An 18,948-nucleotide genomic window follows, 5' to 3' on the forward strand; every position below is an offset into this window, starting at 1 on the left:
GCCGGCCGGTGGCCCATGGCGGCGTGGGGAGACAAGACAGGCTCGTATATCGCTGGTGGCGTGACATCGCTGTGGCCGGAGGCTGAGCCACTCGACCCAATCGAGAAGTTCCTCGAAGACTCAGCTCCTCTGTCCGCGCGCGCTACAGCAGGCTTCCTCAAGCGGGCAAAAGCAGGGTCACTGCGGTTCGCGCCGAACTTCCTCGACGAGGTCGAAGACCACCTCGACGCCATGATGACGACAGGCATGACGGCGTGACATTCGGTCCGGAGATCCTCGCGCGTACGTTGTCTGGCCCGAACGTCGAAGACAAGCAAGGCCAGTGGTGGCAGTACAACTCGCGCAGCGATCATCACTCTAAGGTCGCTTGCTGGGCCGTGCTGTTCGATCTGCTCAACTCCTCGTCACTGATGCGGACTCACGCCGCCGAGGGCAAGGTCGCGTTCGGCATCAATCGGAAGCTCAACGATTGGACCTCGAACAGGACCAAGAACCTCGATCTGGTCGTCGCGCGAACCAGCGAAGAGGAGGGAGCAAAAACTGTCGACCTCGGCACCATGGCGGACAAGTTCGGGATCAAGCTCACCCCTGCCGAGCAGGCCAAGCTCGACGGACTCCCGACTAGCCCCGTCGGCGTAGCCGGATCTACGGTCCTCGTCGCGCTCGAAGCGAAAGCGACGATGACTGCGCACGTAAGAGCGCTACCTCGGCTACACGACGAACTCACATCCAGTTTTCAGACAATCCACGGTGACAGCAACAACGCTCTCGCCGTTGGACTTTCGATCATCAACTACTCGGACACGTTCCTCAGTAGCGACCTGAATAAGATCCCTGGCCAACGAGTGGTCAGTACCCACAAACAGCCGAAAGACACGTTGCGAACCATCGCGAAAATCGAGGAGATTCATCGGCGGTCGGGCTCGCACGACGGACAACGTGGCTTCGACGCGCTCGGAATCATCGTCCTCGATTGTACGAATGACGGTAGTCCGGTCACGCTGGTGACGAACCCTCCCGCACCGCAACCGGGCAACCAGTTTCACTACGACAATATGATCAACCGAGCCGCGCAGGCGTACGACTCAAGCTTTCGGCACGTCTAAGAAGAGCTTCCACCGCATAATCGGCACCGATCCCGAGGTCAGGATCCGAGGGCCCGTAGTGCAGCAAATTCTGCGTAGCATTAGTTTTGCTCAGGCCACAGAAAGTCCCTGAAGTCTTCGACAACGACGGTCGCAATCATGTCGACGTCAAAGTCCCGGCGCCCGATGCGAACAGTTGTCACATGCGCGCGTTGCTTGTTGATCGCAGCGCGAACGCTCACGTACCGCGCTTGGCGCGGTTACACGACCCAGAGTTGAGCACGGCTGCCACGACGGCAAGTAGTGCCGGGCGACAACGTCGTCGGATCGTAGGCGTCCCACGACCGGTTCTCGATCTCCTGCTGCGCCACTGTCATCAGCCTGGGTGTCCGTCTCCGCAAGAGCAGATCGCAGTCGTAAGCGGTGTAGCTTGTCAGCCTATTTTGGATGCCTGCCCTGGCATGAACCCACCCCGTAGGTCGGCGTGGGGTTGCTCATGGCACCACATCGGTTCCTCCCCCGATCAGTACATCTTCAAGGAGCCGTACTTTGTGAGAGCCTCAAGACCGTTGCTGCGCACCTACATGCTCGACATAGGGGACTGAGCCATCGGGCAGCACCGTAGCCCGCGAGAGGCCCGGCGCAGTCGCCGATGACCATCATCGAAGGACGTAAACGCACAGCCTCACAGCCCAATATCGGACTACAGTTCCCAGTGCGACCATCGCCGTCTGCGAACGTGAGGTACCGCAACGGATGCTCGACAATGGAGAGGCCGCCTAACTACTCCGGCGGCCGACCTGACCTCAAGGGAGCCATTCCATGACCTCCGCGCTACCGACCAGTCACATCTATGACCAGCTCGTCGGCCCCTTCTACGACACCTCAGGTCTGACCCAGTGGTGGGGCGTGAGCCGGCAGGCAGTCGCCAAGGCCGCATCGACCGGAGCCGTGATCGCCTGCCAACTCGACGGCGGCGAGTGGGTCTATCCCACCTGGCAGTTCACCGACTCGGGAACGGTCTACCCGGACCTTGTGACCTTGTGGTCGATGCTGCACGCCGCGGCGGACGCCTGGACCTGCGCTACTTGGTTGCACAGTCCTCTCGCCGATCTCGATGACCGCAGCGCAGCCCAATGGGTCGCCGAGGGCCGCCCCATCGAGCCAGTACTCGGGCTCGCGCGCGCCGAGTGGCGTCGTTGGGCGACGTAACCCGCGACCAGGTCGAACCGCCTCTGTCCACAAAGGATCCCGACTGTTGATAGCGCAATGACCAACGGATCGCGTCGACACTGTGCGGAAGCTCGATCAGGCTGCCCACGTGGGTGACCGATCATGCGTCTGAATAGCTCGCTGTGATTGGTACGACCGTCGGCGGCGTCAAGGTTATGTCGAAGGTACGAACCTGGCTCTCGCGTGGCCGAGACACGAGACAGCCGCGACGACTTTTTCTCGCGGAGGGCTTCGCTATACCGAGTGGGGGCCATCCGTCGAGGTCCGAGAACCGGGCGTCAGCCTGGATCGTCCGCCGGTCTCGGGGCTCGTTGACGCCGCGCCTCCAGGTCAGTGAGTGGGGCCTTATGTTGAGCGGCGGCCTTTTCCAGCGCCATCGTGTTGATCACGGCTGCGTAGAACGCGACCTGCGCTTCCAGTTCGGCGTAACTCGCGATGAGCTTGGCGTGCTGGGCTTTGAGCTTCTCGAAGTCGCTGAGGTCCCGTGCAAACGCCGCAGGTGTGGACTGCGCAGTCTTGACCTGTGCCTGGAATAGCTCTTTGAGGTCGACATGCTGGTGGGTGAGGTGCCAGCGGGGTAGGTCGGCCTCGACAGCAAGTTGGGACACGCTCATCCGCCCGGTCGATCGCAGCGGTTGACCCGCCGTTAGGCGGTGCATCGCGGCAATGATTTTTTTCCGAACAGGGTCCGTTTCGTGTGCGGGATCTCCGGTCACTGCACCACTCCGGCGTCCGCGTGGGCGCTCAAGATCGACTCAAGCCTGTCCATCTCGTGCCGGTCCCGCTGGTGACGGATTGGCGGAGCAAGGACATCACCGGTGATCTCGCTGAGCTCCGCGTGCCTGGCGCGAACAACGTCGATATCCCTGTCAGTGCGGGCAATATTGGGGCAACGCGGTCGGCAGTCGTCGACGTCGGGGGTGACCAGCGGGTCGTCTCGGGTGCCACGCAACTGACACGCCGCTTGCTGCGGATCGAACACGCAGGTCATGCCGTGCCCGTGGAAGATCTTCAGCAGAGGATTGGCCATCAGTTCTCGTGCTTCTCGATCAGATTTCAGGACATGTCCGGCGTAGTTCCGGTGCGCGGCGATCACGCGATCGCGGTAGGTGCCGGCTGCCGGCCCGGATAGCTTCTCGCCGTTAGCAAGAGCTTTCTCGTCCTCGGCAAGTTCCTCCATGCGGGCCAGGAAGTCCTCGAAGGCGTAGTCATCGGAGAACCCCGAGTCGTAATCGCCGGCATAGCCTTGGATCAGCCGAGTGTGGACGTGGCCGTACTGGATCGCGCCCGCGACAAGCCCACGCGGGCGGCGCCGGATGTACCACGCCAACGTTCTACGGAACCGGGAAGCGTTGAGAGGTCCATTGGGGTCGGCTGGAATAGGATCGACGCCGAGGTGCCCGGCCATGCTGTTACACCAGGCGACGAAGTCAGCCATATCACGGGAGATCACGGAACTGACACGCGCCCGCCCCTTACGCTGAAGATTTTGCTGCCGATGGTGCACCAAAATCTGAATTGGAAATAGCAGTTCGTGACCGTGCAACCGTTCGAGGACGCCGACGGCGTCCGCGACGGTACCTACCACCACCCAGGGGTCGGGGCGTAGTTCCCCGGCCGGAATCTTGTTTCCGTTCGCATCTACCGCATTTTTGAAGTAGACCCCGCTCAGCAGGTGCAGATCGGTGACCGAGTCGTAGCTGACACAGCCGCGACGGAGGTTGAGAACCTCGCCCGGCCGAGCACCGCTGAGGTAGGACAACACGACGAAACACGCTGTGCTCAACAGCCTGCCCAGACGCCTGGCCTCGTCGAACTCAATAGGACCGTTTCGCCAGCGTTGTCCTCCGACTGTCCCAGTGATTGGGACCTCCAGAAAGCAACCGTCGGTTACGCGGATGCCCGAATCCAATGCCATTTTCCCCGCAGGAGTGTTCGCCATTGTCCGGTTTTCGGTGCAGTTCAGGACTTTACCGACGTGGGGCCAGTGAACGGCGAGACTCCCGTCAGGCTGGCGCTTGCCCGGCAGCGGCAGCTCAGAGGCACGCAGATGCTCCAGCCAAAGCGCCATCCGCTGCTCGATTTGGCCGTTGGGCGACCGCTCTAGCGTTCCCAGAGCGCGGCGCCGTTTTCGGCTCCTGTCGTGCAGGAAGCGGAATTCGGTATGGGCGTTGATGATGTCCTCGGAAAAATCTTCGACGAAACGAAGCGCCCATGACAGCAATGGCTGCATGGTGGCCTCGCTGATTCGGTGGGTCAAGTTCTCCCGCTCGGCCTTGGAGCGGCCGAACAGTTCCCTGGTCGGGTCACCGCCCCAAGGCGGAACCGCCGGAAGCCGCATCTGCTCGGGAAGTAAGGCACGGTAAGACCACAGGCGGCGGACTTCGGCGGCCCGCCGGTACTTGAGGCCAAGGGTCATTGTCTCGCTGTCGAGCAGATGGATCAGATAATTGTCCAAAACTGCCGCATCGACCTGGTTCAGCGCGGTGATACCGCAGTTGTCCAGCCAGAGGATGAAAGACTTGAACTGCGGATATGTGGTAAGAAGCGACGCGATCGAGGTCTGGACGGGCGGAGCCGAACGCATGCCTGCCGGCGAGTCGGTGTTGATCTGCTGCCAGTAGTAGTGCTTAGCCATCAGACGGAGCGGGGCCGGAATCGCGGCAAAGTTCAGACTAGCCGACTGCGCATTCTCCTCGAAGACTGCCGAATTGAGATACCACCGGTCGTGGGCGAAACGTGACAGGACTTCCATGTCGACGCCAGGCACCAGCTCGCGGTGAAGCAATACGATCGTGTCCGGACCTGGCCATTCAGTCCCGACCGGCACTGAGAAATTCTCTTCGCGTGCGGTGCCGCTCATCGTAGATCGAGCTCTCTGTTGAGGAACCGCGCAACGATAGCCCGGTCGGTATCGGTCACTGCATCGCGCGCTTCCGCGACGTCGGCGTTGTCGTGCTGGCGGAGGAGGTCTGCCAATTGTGTGTGCGGCAACGCGAAGCGGCGCGTCCAAGTGAGCGGGGTCATCTCCGATCGGCGGGCCTCGAGGGTGTCGTGGACGAGTGTCTGAATCGGCAGGTGCCTGGGCAATGCCCTCGCGCAGGGACAGTCCAGGCACGCCATGAACGATGCGCGGCAGGGATGCCCTGATGGAGATTTCGGGCTGTTCTCGTTATCGACGCAGCCGTTCATCACCGTGTCTAACTGACCTTCGATTAGCTTATTCAAGGTGACCGAACCGACGCCGAAGTCGCGAGCTGCCGAGCTCGGGTCAGTGCGAGCGGCCTTGAGGTCGGCCTCACTGAACGTGGCCATGAGCCCGTAAGCGCGAGCCTTATTGACCTCCTCGGCCAGGGCATCGGCGACCACCTTCCGATACTCCGCGTAGTTACCGCGGTTGCGACCAAGGTAGTGGCTTGCAAGGGTCTGCTCAGTGTGCGCGACCGGTACTTGATGCAGCTCCAGATAGGTCAGCCGGATCCTGTCCAGCCTGGCCTGCAGAATTCTCGGCTCGGCGGCCTCGCCTGCGGCGGCAGCTCTTGGGTCAGGATCTGCCCTCAGATTCTTCTCCTCCGACCATCTCACCGTGGAGTACCACGAGTGGGCCGGGGCCAGCGGCCGAAGCCCTCGCCCGTCTCCGCCTACTACACGCCCCCTGACGTGGTAGGCCAAAAACAGCTTGTCCGAACCCGTCACACGCTGCGAAGCTGCGGTCAACTCGTGCAACAACGCATAAACCCCAAATGGGGTGTGCAGCTCATCGCGCGCAGAGAGCTCAGACGGTTCCCCCGGGATACTGATCCAGTCCGGGACCTGCGAGATCACCAGGTTCATGTAGGCCTTTCGGCCCCGACGCGGCTTGATCGCGTCCACGATCGCCGTCCGTGGCCCACCGGCAAAGCCATCGGCCCGGTGGTGTGTCGATGGGGTATCCAGGAGCACGCTTGGGTTTTCCCCCGTCATCGCGCCCAGAAGGATCACCCCGGCTGTGGCCTCGCGGACAGTCAGATGCGCACCGGAAACCACGTCGGCCACCGTGCCAAATTTCTTGACCCACGGCATCGGGACTTCTCGATGCGCGGTCCATCTATCTCGGCCGATCGTGCGCGGGACATCACCGTGGCATTCCACGAAGTCCAACAGCTCCAAACGTCGATCCGGATCTGTCAGCTCGCCAGCCCGGTAACGCGTCAGCAGCTCACGGTTGACGCGAATCCGCTTAGCTGCGTTCCGAAGATCCGATCGGGCCGCGTCGGCGATCCGCTTGAACTCCTGGCTGCTGTAGCTCTGCTTTCGATTTTCCTCAAGCCGAACCCGCTTCGGAATCGGCTCCCGGCACTTCACTACCAACTCCGGTTTGATTCCCTCGACCAGCAGCAGCATTGTCTTGATCTCCCGCGCCTCCGAATAAAGGGTTGAGTTTTGCAGCGAGCGCGAAGCCAGGAAGCCGTCGACGTGCTCCGGCGCCAAATGCTCCACCTGCGTTGGCGGCCAGGCGAGCTGCGCCAGGTATTGGCTGAAACGCAGGGAAACCCGGAACGGATTAGCTACCGCTGACAACCTGGTCAAACCCCTTTTCGGTGCAACGCGTAGAGCGAACGCGCCCGCCAGCGCCGCCTGTAGCTGTGGCGACACCGTCAGGTTGGCAAAATCGAAGTCTCGCTGCTCTTTGCCGTCCGGTGAGAAGCACCTCACGACTAGACCACCCCCAGGCATAAGGCCCCAGTCCGTCGTGGACCCACCGCGGTTGGGGTAGGTGGCTTTGCGGCCTCGCGGGCTCACGAGTCCCCCGCCAGCGGGTCGGTACGTACACGAGGGTGCGAGGCGAATGCCTCTGCCATGAACCGCGCCACGGGAAAACCCTCGGAATGAGCCAGCAGCTGCTCTACCTCCAACCGCCGAAACGGCTCCAGATATACATCTTTGGTGGTCTCCACCCTCTTGTGTCCCAACATCGTCTGCACCAGATGCCAGGTGTCGCCGAACTGCTCACGGAAATCGTCGGTCTGGTCTTTCGACAAATGAGCCATCTGGTGACCACGAACCAGCTTGCCGATCGAGAACCAGCGAAGCGCAAAGCTGTGGCGACACATGTGGGGGGTGCACCTGAACCCGTCCAGCCCTAGCCCGCTGATTCTGCGGTTGGCCGCCTCGAATGTGTGATGCCATCCGTGCGGATCCCGCGGCATCCCGTCCTCGTTCAGCCACAGCCACAATGGCTCCAGACCTGCCGGCGTGGACCGAAACAACGCGCGCCGCTGACCCGGCCGCATCAGTGCCCACGGACGCGTCGCCGTCCCACCTACCCGATCTGGCATCGTCACGGACACACGGCTGGGCTCCCCCGCCACCACCCGGATCCAGGGAAGCCGCTCGTAACGACCTGCAGCCTGCGCCTCGCGCACTACCCGCGCCCTTACCCCTCCGTGTAAGCCCGAAGCTCGGCTAGCGCCGCACGCGGAATCCAGTACGAATGTCCATTTCCGCCCTTGGCGCACATGTCAGCCAGCTCGCACCGGTAATAACCCCGCCCGACCTCCAGCTGAGGCAGCTCGGGTAGCACCACGCTGGCCCACTCAGTCAGTCGTAGCCCCGTGCCATACAAGCCGTCGACGAAGGCTGCGTCTCGCTGTTCGTTGCGTCCCCGCCACGACCGGTCCCGGCGACCTGACGGCAATCGCCCTCGCAATCCTAGGTCCCGCCACCGTAAAACTGCCGCAGGATCGAGCCACTTCACATCGGCCCCGCGTTTCGCAATTGGGGACGAGATCTGCGCGAACGGGTCGGCAATGACTGGGTACCTTTCGCTAATCCAAGTGTAGAACTTTTTGCAAGCGGCGAGGTCCTTGCTGAAGGTCGAGGTTCCCACGGGCTGTTCGTTCTGTGGGTCGGTCAACCGCCAGAACTTGAATTCCTCGGCGTCGTCCTCACCGGCTTCCCACCAGACCTGATCCGTGACATCTAGGAAGTTCAGCCACAACGCCAGCGAATGCGCGTAGTCCCGCTGTGTAGTCTCCGCAAGGCTCCGAATCCTCGGTGACGCTAAGTACGCGTTCACCCGCAGGTCAGGAAATCCGGTTGGCGCGATCAGGAAGCGCTGACGATGCCGCATCCCTGACTCCCGAGCCCATGTCGCCAGATCCGGGCTGTCGCCACAAAGTTTTGCCGGCACATCAGGCCAGCGCCTTTCGAAGTCGTACTGAAAGACCCGCCACACCCTGTCGGCCATCTCAACTCACCCCATAAGTTCCCGGAAGACTAGCAACAACAGGTGCCTTGCTATAGAACGAGGGCCGCTCCCGAGATGATCGTCCAACCATCGAGAGCCAGGTCTGCGGAGATCTCCGCAGTCACGTGATCACCGTAGGGACTCGATGCGCGCGTACCGACGATGGCCACCGACCGTTCGGTGGACGTCGCCACCGGGCGGTTTCCCAATGCCCACAACGCAATCGGCGAGCAGGTGTCCACCCCCGCTGTCAGACCCGATCCGTCGAATCCGAGGAATCGCCACGCCGGCCACTCGTCGTCGTCGGGCGTGATCAACCTGCCACCCAGTGCAGCTATGTGATCGAGATCTGCTGCTGCGGTGTCGATGTGGGCTCGCACCATCAGTCGCTCTCCGAGACCACCCGCCCGCACTGCGGCGGCAGCCGATTCGGGACCGTGCACTGCGGCATGGTCGAACACCGGCCGATTCGGGCCTTGCGCCACTCGAGACAGATACGCCCACGCGAGTCGGCGTGCATCGTGGGTCATGCCACCCCCCTGTCACGGAAATCGAGTGCCGCTCCGACCTCGTCGGCACCGGGAACGGTGCCGCCGGCCAGATCGTTCAACGTCCACGCCACCCGAAGCGCCCGATCTGCACCCCGCGCAGTCAGTGATCCGTTGCGTAGCGCTCGCTCCACCGGTGCGAGCGCCGAGCGTGTCAGCCGAAACCGTTGGCGCAGAGCAGGTCCTGGTACTTCTGCATTCGTTCCCCAACCGAATTCCTGCCACCGCTGCGCCGCGGCGTCCCGGGCTCCCGTCACACGCGCACGGATATCGCTGGTCCCCTCCCCCACCTCGTCCACCAGTGCGCCGGTCGCGACACCCATCATCTGAATGCGCAGATCGACGCGGTCCAGCAACGGCCCGGAGAGCTTTCCGAGATACTTGCGCCGGACAGTGGGCGCGCACACGCAGTCGGCCTGTCTCGCTGGTGCACACGGGCACGGATTCGCCGCGAGGACAAGCTGGAACCTCGCCGGATATCTGGCCACTCCGTCTCGTCGAGCAATGCGAATCTCGCCGTCCTCCAGCGGCGTCCGCAAGGCCTCGAGTACCCGAACGCTCATTTCGGCGCACTCGTCCAGAAACAGGACTCCGCGATGCGCGCGACTGACCGCTCCCGGCTTGGCCATGCCGGTCCCACCGCCGACCAACGCGCTCACCGACGTCGAATGGTGCGGCGCGATGAACGGCGGCGACGTGATGAGGGGCCGAGTTGTGGTCAACAGGCCCGCCACCGAGTGAATGGCCGTCACCTCGAGCGCCTCGGACTCGGTCAACGGCGGAAGAATGCCAGGAAGACGTTGAGCCAACATGGTTTTTCCGATTCCCGGCGGCCCGGTCAACATGATGTGGTGCGCCCCTGCCGCAGCGACCTCCAGAGCCCAGCGCGCATCCGCCTGACCGGCCACATCACTGAGATCCGGGTAGATCTCCTGATGCCAGTCGGTCGGAACGGGCGATTCGAGTAACTGCTCGCCGCGAAGCCAGGCCACCACATCCCCGAGCGAGCCCGCACCCAGCACTTCGATCCCGTCCACCAGCCCTGCCTCGGGCAGACACTGCCTCGGAACGACCACCCGCTGCCATCCCGCACCCTTGACCGCGAGCACCCCGGGAAGAATTCCGCGAACTGCCCGCAGCCTCCCGTCCAATGCCAGTTCACCCAGAAAGACCGTGTCCGAGAGACTGCCGCGCGGAATGGCTTTCGCAGCATCGAGAACCGACAGCGCGAGCGCCAAGTCGTACACCGAGCCGCCTTTGGGCAAGGTAGCGGGTGACAGCGCGAGAATCACCCGACTGTCCGGCCACGTCCCACCCGAGTTCTTCACCGCGGCTTTGACCCGGTCACGCGATTCGTTCAGAGCGGTATCGGGCAGACCGACCAGATGCGTACCGGGCAAACCCTGTCCGATGTCGGCTTCGATCTCCACCAGCACACCGTCGACACCGTTGACCGCCACCGAGTGCGCTCGTCCGAGCGGCATCAGAACGCAGACCGAATGTGGGTGATGACCGGATTTCCGTCTCGACCGACGACGATTGCGATCACATCGAATCTGATCTGCACCCACGGCCCCTGTTGCAGGGCAAGCCACGACATCGCCAGTCCTCTGATTCGAGTCTGTTTGGTGTACGTCACCGCCTCGGCAGGTGTTCCGTATCCGATTCCCGTGCGCGTCTTCACTTCGACGAACACCACGGTGTCGCCATCGCGCGCAATGATGTCGAGCTCACCGGTTCGATGCCGCCAATTCCGCTCGATCACCTCGAGCCCGATGTCCTCGAGATGGCGCACCGCTATTTCCTCACCGCGCGCACCGAGTTCCTGATTGGTCGCCATGTCCGCATTCCTCCACTCTCCGGCCGTGCTTGCAGGCCGATTCGGTCGTACCGACGGTGGCACGCCCGAATCGAGGAGAAACGAAGAAAACGCAGGTCGAAGATTGCCCTGTGGACAACTGTTCACCTGTGGACGAACGAGGCAATATACGACGACGAGTTGCCGGTTCTGTCGGACCGAAATGTCAAGGCCAGTGCGAGTCTGGCCTCCCCGTCTCAATCGCTTCGAAATGCAAGAAGCTCCGTCCGGATTCGGAACTCGGACGGAGCTTCGTACACGGCCTGGGGACCACGCATCAGGTGCGGGGAGAGGGTGCCGGTAGCGACACGGCTACCTCGGCGCTACCGGATGGTCAATGGGCAGCTTCGTAGGCTGCCTGAACGTCCTGACTGATACGGCCGCGGGCACTGACCTCGTGGCCGTTCTCTCGTGCCCATGCCCGAATGTCCTGGAGGTCTACCTTGCCACGAGCAGGCGACGGAGCAGCGCCACCCTTCCGGGTACGGCGACCGGAAATCTTCTCGGCGTGCTCGATCCAGAATGCCAACTGTTCGTGTAATTCGTTAGCATGTTTGAGATTCAAATCGATGCGGTACTGGCTCCCGCCGATGCCGAATTCGATGGATTCACCTTGACCATCTTTGATAACCGATCCGTCGACATCGTCGATCATCTGCACAAGCGTCTTGCGTGCCATCTCGTACCTCTTACACGTTCGGGGAATGGATAATCAAGTTCTACCACCATTTCTCGTGTCCATGCAATGAACTGAACGTGTATCGCGACGCACCGAATCGATCGATATTCGCCCCGATATATGGATTCTTTTCGAGAAATAACCCACCGAAATCGAATGGGACTGCCGCGCAACTACTTTGGTCAAGTTCTGCGGCTCACGCATACTTCCGACAGATAGGGTTTTCCGTCACACCACATCGAAACAGGACACCCGGACCGATACGGTCGGGTGCCTGTTGCGGTCGATCACCAATGGGACCAACCGTCGACCGGTTCGGCCCGACCGACGGCCTTCGACGTCCGAACGCGCTCACTCACGTCCACGCCGCCGCCGACCCCTCGCTACCCGCCGCGTCAGGCCAGGAGAGCTATTCCGGGAGCCGAAGATCAGGTTTGTCCAACTCTTCGATGTTGACGTCTTTGAACGTGATCACCCGCACGTGCTTGACGAAACGGGCGGGGCGATACATGTCCCATACCCAAGAATCAGACATCCGTAATTCGAAGTAGATTTCGCCGTCGGCGTTGTGCGGAATGAGTTCGACGGAGTTCGCCAGATAGAATCGACGTTCGGTTTCGACGACGTAGTTGAACTGACCTACGATGTCCCGGTACTCGCGATACAGCGAGAGCTCCATCTCGGTTTCGTACTTTTCGAGATCTTCGGCACTCATCGGTCTCTTTCATCCTCCAGTCGGGCGTGGAAAAGCAATCATCTCGCACCGGCGTCGCGGCAGTCCATTCGCCCCGCAGCGACGACCCCGGGAGTGGAGCCTGCGGAATGACCCGAAGACCCGGGAGTGGAGCCTGCGGAACGACTTAGAAGCAGAGGCGGAGCCAGGCCTGCTGCCGCTGCCGCGACATTCGCATAGGACAGTCGATGTTCTCTGCTGGGGCCGAGAGCCGTCATGGCTTCCGAATGCGCTCGAGTGCTGTAGCCCTTGTGTACGGCGAATCCGTAACCCGGAATCTCCTCGTCCATCTGCACCATCAACCGGTCTCGGGAGACCTTCGCCAGTACGCTCGCCGCAGCAATGCACGCAGCTGTGGCATCGCCGCCGATCACCGGTAGAGACGGAACCGGCAGGCCGGGAACCCGAAAGCCGTCGGTGAGCACGTACCCGGGGATCACGCCGAGCCCGGCGACTGCACGTCGCATTCCCTCGATGTTCGCCACGTGGACGCCGATGCGATCGACCTCGGCCGCGTCGATGAACACCACGCTCCACGCCAGCGCCAGCTTTTGAATCGCGGGAAAGAGTCCTTCGCGTCGACGCTCGGTCAACTTCTTCGAGTCGTCCAGGTCCGCCAGCGCTGCGTGCGCCCGCGCACCGAGAACGCACGCTGCCACGGTCAACGGACCGGCGCAGGCTCCCCGGCCCGCTTCGTCGACTCCCGCAACCGGTCCGAGGCCGCTCCGCTCGAGTGCCGACTCCATCGTCCTCAGTCCTGCCGCTTTCCGAATGGTCGGACGCGGGGGCCAGGAAGACCGACTGAGAGCTGCGCGAGCACGCGGCGCGCGACGGGGGGCTGCCGTCATCGACCTTGGATGTCCGGCGAATGCAGGATGCCGGTCCGTGACGGTGGCAACGCGATGAAGATCGCCTTGCCGATCACGTTGTCCACCGGAACGGTGCCGGTGAACTCGTCGGTGACGTGGTAGCGAGAGTCTCGCGAGTTGCTTCGGTTGTCCCCCATCACCCAGATGTTGCCCTCCGGCACGGTGACCGGGTCGAAGCATCGTCCCGACTTCAGCTCGGTCTCACACGTCATCGTCCCCGGAGAGAACGGGAAATCCATCTGAATGTACGGCTCGTCCAAGGGCTTTCCGTCGACGAGCACTCGGCCCTCCGCGTCACAGCATTCGACCGTTTGACCACCGGTGGCGATGACACGTTTGACCAGATCGTTCTCGTCCGGAGCCACGACTCCGATCAACGAACCAACCTCCTGGGCTCCGCGTATCACCGAGTTGTCCGAGCGCTGTGACACGAATTCGTCGTTCCACGAATCCGGCCCGCGGAAGACGACTATGTCACCGGGCTCGGGGTCACCGAACCGGTATCCGATCTTCTCGACCACGATGCGATCACCGGTACAACCCGTGCACCCGTGCAGAGTCGGCTCCATCGATTCGGACGGGATCAGATACACCCGGGCAACGAATGTCTGAAGCAGAAAACTGAGCACCAGCGCTACGAGAATGAGTATCGGGAGCTCACGCCAGAAAGATCGGGGCTTACCTTCCCGACGCTTCGTCTGCGAAGACTCGTCGTCGGACTCATCGGTCGGATCCTGTGGGGACTGCGTCACGTGATCAGGTTAGCCGGAACCGTCATTCGCACTCCGGGACGGTCTCGAATCGGTGCAGTGAAACGGGCGAAATACGCAACATGCCGCGCCGCCCGAATGGGCGACGCGGCATGAGAGCAAACTTTACGGCCGGGCGGAACCGGTCAGCGCTTTTCCTTGATCTTGGCGGCCTTGCCACGCAGATCGCGGAGGTAGTAGAGCTTGGCGCGACGGACGTCGCCGCGGGTGAGGACCTCGAACTGCGCGATGTTGGGGCTGTGCACCGGGAAGGTGCGCTCGACGCCGACGCCGAACGAGACCTTGCGGACCGTGAACGTTTCGCGAACGCCACCGCCCTGACGTCGAATCACGACGCCCTTGAAGATCTGAACGCGCTCCTTCGAGCCTTCGATGACCTTGACGTGCACGTTCAGTGTGTCGCCGGGGCGGAAATCGGGAATGTCGCCACGCAGCGACTGATTGTCGAGAAAGTCCAGAGTGTTCATCGGTTGTGCCATCCTTGCGTTCTGCGCATGAGCAGAGGAACCGAGCGGCTCGCTGAGTCAGCGGCTCGACTGGTTCGTACTCCGAGTGAGGTCCGTGCCTGCTAGAGGCAACCCGACAATTGTGCCAGACCATCACGCTTTCGAAGAAATCGACTCCGCCAGGGTCGCAGCAGTGCCAGCCGACACAGGTGCCGGCACCACCACGCGCGCCAACTCGTTCTCGGTGGCCTCACGGGCATGAACGATGCTGGGCTTGCCTGCGATCGCGTCCTGCAAATAGATCTTCGCTCTGATCAGAGGCCTGCGCCATCTCTTCTCGCGCTGCAGCGCCCGCTCCATCTTCTTCGGCCTGTCGGTGTAGCGCCACCTCGCCCACGGCGCACCCGGTCTACTCAATCTGACAGCCGCCAACACCAATATCGGCAGTACGAACAGTCCCAACAACCCTGTCCAAATCTTGCCCTTGAGCAGCACCACGACACACAGGGCCAGGTTGACCAGCGCCAGCACGGCCAGTGCGCTGCGCACCCATGGGTCAGGATCGGCCCGGAAGTCCGCTGGGCTCAGCAGTTCCAGCGGGTGGTAACCGAGCAGCAGCAGACCGGTGAAGGCCACAGCAGCGAAGACCGCGTCGACCGACGTACGGCCTTGTTCGGACCAATAGACGTCGCGGAGATAGAAGATCAGCGCGAACTCGTCGAGTACGAGTGCAGCGCCGATTCCGAAGATGGCCGCCAGCACCGCGCCGACCGACTGGGAGCCGTCGACGTACACCGCGATGAGGCCGATTCCGGCGAGCAACATCAGCACGATTCCGAACACGACGTGATGAATGTGTTGCCCGCCGGGCGTGATGTTCCCTGGCCACCACTTCACATCGGCGCGAATCATCCTGACGCTGAGTCGGATCAGCAGGAAACCCAACAGCAGTCCCAGCAGGAAACACAGCAGAGGCAGGCGGCCGTGATCGATGACCCCGTGCTGCAACCACCTCACGTGCGCCCCACGCCCTTCCCTCCGAACACCCGAACGGCCGGTGAATCGCACTCCACACTATTCGCGTTCGAGAGCGCACAGGGAAGCATCGACCAGGAAGCCCTCGCTATTTCCCGAACCCGGCCTTTCGCAGCGCGTCGGCCATCGAACCGGCCGCCGGTGCAGCCTGCTGGCCTCCACCGCGGCGCTCGCGCTGAGGACTCGCGTCCCGTCCACGACCACCTTGCTTGCCGCTCTCCGCTCGCCCTTGCCCGCGCGGCCGCTCGCTCTGCTGTCCCCGTGGGGCATCCTTGCCGCCGGTTGCCCCGGGCTCGTCGTCCAGCCGCAGACTCAGTCCGATGCGCTGACGGGGAATGTCGACCTCCATCACCTTGACACGCACGACGTCACCTGACTTGACGATCTCGCGAGGATCCTTGACGAAGTTGTGCGACATCGCCGAGACGTGCACGAGACCGTCCTGGTGCACACCGACGTCGACGAAGGCACCGAACGCCGCGACGTTGGTCACGACCCCCTCGAGAGTCATGCCCGGCTTCAGGTCGCCGACCTTCTCGATACCGGCCGCGAAGGTGGCGGTCTTGAACTCGGGACGGGGGTCCCGTCCTGGCTTCTCCAACTCGGAGATGATGTCGGTGACGGTGGGCAGACCGAATCGGTCGTCGGCGAACTCGGCCGGATTCAGGCCCCGCAGCAGTGCGGTGTTGCCGATGACTTCGCGCACTCCCACGCCGGCCTTGCCGACGATGCGCCGCACGACGGGGTAGGCCTCCGGGTGCACGCTCGACCGGTCGAGCGGGTCATCCCCGCCCGAGATGCGGAGGAACCCGGCGCACTGCTCGAAAGCCTTGGGGCCCAATCGTGGTACGTCTTTGAGGGTGCTGCGGCCGGTGAACGGCCCGTTCTGGTCGCGATGCGCCACGATGCTCTCGGCAAGGGAGCCGGCGATACCCGAGACCCTCGACAGCAACGGGACCGAGGCGGTGTTGACATCGACACCGACCGCATTCACAGCATCCTCGACAACGGCGCCGAGAGATCGGGCCAGCAACGTTTCGGAGATGTCGTGCTGATACTGACCGACACCGATGGACTTGGGATCGATCTTGACCAGCTCTGCCAGCGGATCCTGCAACCGACGAGCGATCGACACCGCGCCGCGAATCGTGACGTCGAGTTCGGGTAGCTCACTCGAGGCGTAGGCGGAGGCGGAATACACCGACGCACCGGCCTCGGACACCACCACCTTGGTCAGGTTGGCGGCCGGGAACTTTGCGATCAATTCGGCTGCCAGGGAATCGGTTTCACGCGATGCGGTGCCGTTTCCGATGGCGATCAATTCCACCTTGTGCTTGGCTGCGAGACCCGCGAGGGTGGCCACCGCCTGATCCCACTTGCCCTGGGGCTTGTGCGGGTAGATGGTGTCGTGGTCGACGACCTTTCCCGTGGCATCGACAATGGCAACCTTGGTGCCGGTACGAAAGCCCGGGTCCAGGCCCATCGTGGTGCGGTTACCTGCCGGCGCCGCAAGCAGGAGGTCCTTGAGGTTGCTTGCAAAGACGTCTACGGCATCCTTCTCGGCCGACTGACGCAAACGCATCCGGGTATCGAGCGAGACCGTGACCAGCATCTTGGTGCGCCATGCCCACCGAACGGTATCGAGCAGCCACTTGTCCGCCGGCCGTCCTCGATCGGCGATCCCGAATTTCGTGGCGATCCGACCCTCGTACACGCTCGGCACACCTGGGGTCGGTTCGTCGCGCTCGGGCTCGAAGCCGAGCGAGAGCACCTCTTCTTTTTCGCCCCGCAGGGTAGCGAGAATGCGATGTGACGGCAGACTCGTGAACGGCTCCGAGAACTCGAAGTAGTCGGAGAATTTGGCTCCCGCCTCTTCCTTTCCCTTACGGACCGCGGCAACGAGCTTGCCCGACGTCCACATGAGTTCCCGAAGTTCACCCACCAGATCGGCATCCTCGGCAAAACGCTCGACGAGAATCGCCCGCGCCCCGTCCAGCTGCTCCTGTTCGAACTGCGCTGGATCGGTCGTGGGGTCGGAGAACAGTGCGTCGGCCACGGGCTCGTGTCCGGCCTCGCGCGCGATCTGCGCCTTCGTTCGACGCTTGGGCTTGAACGGCAGATAGATGTCTTCGACCCGGGCCTTGGTATCGGCTAGCATCAGCGACTGCTCGAGCGCGTCGTCGAGCTTGCCCTGGCTACGAATGGATTCGATGACGGCGTCTCTGCGCTCGTCGAGCTCTCGCAGGTATCGCAGGCGCTCGTCGAGCTGACGCAGTTGTGCATCGTCGAGGCTGCCGGTGACCTCCTTGCGATACCGCGCGATGAACGGGACCGTCGATCCTCCGTCGAGCAGTTCTACGGTGGCACGAACCTGTTCCTCACGAACGTCGAGTTCTTCGGCTATGCGCTTGTTCACAGATTTCAGAGCAGTGGTCACGGCGATGGACCCTACCGTTACTGTGGGACAGGTCGGTCAGCGGTTCTAGGTGTGGGAGAGATTCACGCATGGTCAGGTGGTCTCGATTTCTGGCTGCTGGCTGCACCTCTGTGCTGCTCGCCGCCGGCTGCTCGGTTCCACCGGACGACGAGGTCGGCGGCCCTGCGGGCAAAGCAACAGCCGAGACGTCTGCATCACCTTTTCCCGACATGCAGAAGGTCGACGGCGTAGCTCTCGAAGCCCGTATCCCCATGGCGATCGCGTCGGCGCAAGCCCGAGGAGCCGATGTCGACTTTGCGCTGTTGGACCGAGACACCGGGTCCTACTACAGCAGCAACGCCGACGTACAGGTCGAAACGGCGTCGGTATCCAAACTCTTCATCGCCGACGAAATGATGTTTCGAGCGCAGGCGGAGAACCGACCCGTCTCGGCCGACGAACTGAACATCATGACCGACATGCTGGAACTGTCCGACGACAACGCCGCGTACACCCTGTGGTATCGCTACGGTTCGTCCGAGATAATCAGCGCGGTCACTGCTCGCTACGCATTGAAGAGCACCACTCCGCCGTCCGACGACCAGTGGTACAACACCGAAACAACGCCCAGCGACCTCGTCGGCTACTACGCGGGCTTGCTCAATGGCAGTGGCGGTCTGAACACGGCCTCCACCGATGTCATCGTCGGCATGCTGCGACGTTCGGCACCGATCGCCGCAGACGGCTACCGTCAGCACTTCGGGATCGTCGACGGCTTGCCGGGAGACAGCGTGCACGCCGTCAAACAGGGCTGGATGTGCTGCGTATCCGATCGGTGGGTGCACTTGTCGACCGGCACGATCGGTGCGGACAATCGCTATGTTCTGGCGCTGACGTCACGAGAGGACATCTTCTACGCCGATGATGTGGAGAGCTATCCGGATACCGCGCTGGTCGATGTGAGCGACGACGCCAGCGCGTTGCATGCCCGGGAGACTCTGACCGGATTCGTGACGATGCTCTTTCCCAACGGGGCGATCAGCTGAA

At 62.6% G+C, this 18,948-nt stretch carries 17 protein-coding genes and 2 pseudogenes; 4 read left to right on the top strand and 15 right to left on the bottom strand.

What is annotated here, in order from left to right:
- The 3 genes and pseudogenes from RHODMAR_RS18110 to RHODMAR_RS18120 all read left to right on the top strand — a co-directional run.
- Positions 1-258 (top strand): annotated as a pseudogene (locus RHODMAR_RS18110) (DNA (cytosine-5-)-methyltransferase); the annotation flags it as partial.
- Positions 255-1,106 carry a hypothetical protein gene (locus RHODMAR_RS18115; RefSeq protein WP_008717266.1) on the top strand — a complete coding sequence of 284 codons (852 nt, stop codon included), beginning with the start codon at positions 255-257 and terminating at the stop codon, positions 1,104-1,106. The pseudogene RHODMAR_RS18110 and the gene RHODMAR_RS18115, both read left to right, overlap by 4 nt.
- An 801-nt stretch (positions 1,107-1,907) precedes the next feature.
- A complete protein-coding gene (locus RHODMAR_RS18120; RefSeq protein WP_008717268.1) occupies positions 1,908-2,297 on the top strand; it encodes a hypothetical protein in 390 nt (129 codons plus the stop codon).
- Positions 2,298-2,596: 299 nt separating this feature from the next.
- On the opposite strand, the gene RHODMAR_RS18125 is transcribed toward RHODMAR_RS18120, so the two are convergent.
- The 15 genes and pseudogenes from RHODMAR_RS18125 to RHODMAR_RS18195 all read right to left on the bottom strand — a co-directional run bounded on the left by RHODMAR_RS18125 (position 2,597) and on the right by RHODMAR_RS18195 (position 17,922).
- Positions 2,597-2,932, bottom strand: coding sequence for a hypothetical protein (locus RHODMAR_RS18125; RefSeq protein WP_232433702.1), 336 nt, complete (start codon positions 2,930-2,932; stop codon positions 2,597-2,599).
- 98 nt (positions 2,933-3,030) lie between these two features.
- Positions 3,031-5,181 carry a hypothetical protein gene (locus RHODMAR_RS18130; RefSeq protein WP_008717273.1) on the bottom strand — a complete coding sequence of 717 codons (2,151 nt, stop codon included), beginning with the start codon at positions 5,179-5,181 and terminating at the stop codon, positions 3,031-3,033.
- The gene (locus tag RHODMAR_RS18135) at positions 5,178-7,013 is read right to left on the bottom strand and encodes a hypothetical protein (RefSeq protein ID WP_042939808.1); all 1,836 of its coding nucleotides are present in this window, start codon (positions 7,011-7,013) and stop codon (positions 5,178-5,180) included. Before RHODMAR_RS18135 ends, RHODMAR_RS18130 begins: the two co-directional genes overlap by 4 nt.
- An 83-nt stretch (positions 7,014-7,096) precedes the next feature.
- Positions 7,097-7,348: a hypothetical protein gene (locus RHODMAR_RS29155; RefSeq protein WP_232433703.1), complete on the bottom strand. Its 252-nt coding sequence runs from the start codon at positions 7,346-7,348 to the stop codon at positions 7,097-7,099.
- 386 nt (positions 7,349-7,734) lie between these two features.
- On the bottom strand, positions 7,735-8,547 hold the full coding sequence (locus tag RHODMAR_RS29160; RefSeq protein WP_008717279.1) for a site-specific integrase: 813 nt from the start codon (positions 8,545-8,547) through the stop codon (positions 7,735-7,737).
- A 62-nt stretch (positions 8,548-8,609) separates the two neighbouring features.
- A pseudogene (locus tag RHODMAR_RS18150) lies at positions 8,610-9,077 on the bottom strand (DNA-processing protein DprA); the annotation flags it as partial.
- Positions 9,074-10,579 carry a YifB family Mg chelatase-like AAA ATPase gene (locus tag RHODMAR_RS18155; RefSeq protein WP_042939805.1) on the bottom strand — a complete coding sequence of 502 codons (1,506 nt, stop codon included), beginning with the start codon at positions 10,577-10,579 and terminating at the stop codon, positions 9,074-9,076. The gene RHODMAR_RS18155 and the pseudogene RHODMAR_RS18150, both read right to left, overlap by 4 nt.
- Positions 10,579-10,935, bottom strand: coding sequence for a YraN family protein (locus RHODMAR_RS18160; RefSeq protein ID WP_008717286.1), 357 nt, complete (start codon positions 10,933-10,935; stop codon positions 10,579-10,581). The genes RHODMAR_RS18155 and RHODMAR_RS18160 overlap by 1 nt, the downstream gene beginning before the upstream one ends.
- A 352-nt stretch (positions 10,936-11,287) precedes the next feature.
- The gene (locus RHODMAR_RS18165) at positions 11,288-11,632 is read right to left on the bottom strand and encodes a histone-like nucleoid-structuring protein Lsr2 (RefSeq protein WP_008717287.1); all 345 of its coding nucleotides are present in this window, start codon (positions 11,630-11,632) and stop codon (positions 11,288-11,290) included.
- Positions 11,633-12,041: 409 nt separating this feature from the next.
- Complete coding sequence (locus RHODMAR_RS18170) at positions 12,042-12,347, bottom strand: DUF2469 domain-containing protein (protein WP_008717288.1); 306 nt, start codon at positions 12,345-12,347, stop codon at positions 12,042-12,044.
- A 38-nt stretch (positions 12,348-12,385) separates the two neighbouring features.
- On the bottom strand, positions 12,386-13,213 hold the full coding sequence (locus RHODMAR_RS18175; RefSeq protein ID WP_081606045.1) for a ribonuclease HII: 828 nt from the start codon (positions 13,211-13,213) through the stop codon (positions 12,386-12,388).
- The gene (lepB, locus tag RHODMAR_RS18180) at positions 13,210-13,986 is read right to left on the bottom strand and encodes a signal peptidase I (protein ID WP_008717291.1); all 777 of its coding nucleotides are present in this window, start codon (positions 13,984-13,986) and stop codon (positions 13,210-13,212) included. Before lepB ends, RHODMAR_RS18175 begins: the two co-directional genes overlap by 4 nt.
- A 143-nt stretch (positions 13,987-14,129) precedes the next feature.
- Entirely contained in the window at positions 14,130-14,471 is a 342-nt protein-coding gene (gene rplS, locus RHODMAR_RS18185; RefSeq protein WP_008717293.1) for a 50S ribosomal protein L19, read from the bottom strand.
- Between the two features lie 132 nt (positions 14,472-14,603).
- Positions 14,604-15,458: a hypothetical protein gene (locus tag RHODMAR_RS18190; RefSeq protein WP_008717295.1), complete on the bottom strand. Its 855-nt coding sequence runs from the start codon at positions 15,456-15,458 to the stop codon at positions 14,604-14,606.
- Between the two features lie 115 nt (positions 15,459-15,573).
- Complete coding sequence (locus RHODMAR_RS18195; RefSeq protein WP_008717297.1) at positions 15,574-17,922, bottom strand: Tex family protein; 2,349 nt, start codon at positions 17,920-17,922, stop codon at positions 15,574-15,576.
- 68 nt (positions 17,923-17,990) lie between these two features.
- Between RHODMAR_RS18195 and RHODMAR_RS18200 the strand changes: the two genes are divergently transcribed.
- Positions 17,991-18,947: a serine hydrolase gene (locus RHODMAR_RS18200; RefSeq protein WP_042939806.1), complete on the top strand. Its 957-nt coding sequence runs from the start codon at positions 17,991-17,993 to the stop codon at positions 18,945-18,947.
- Position 18,948 lies beyond the last annotated feature (1 nt).

The organism is Rhodococcus sp. AW25M09 (genome assembly GCF_000333955.1).
Classification (GTDB): domain Bacteria; phylum Actinomycetota; class Actinomycetes; order Mycobacteriales; family Mycobacteriaceae; genus Rhodococcoides.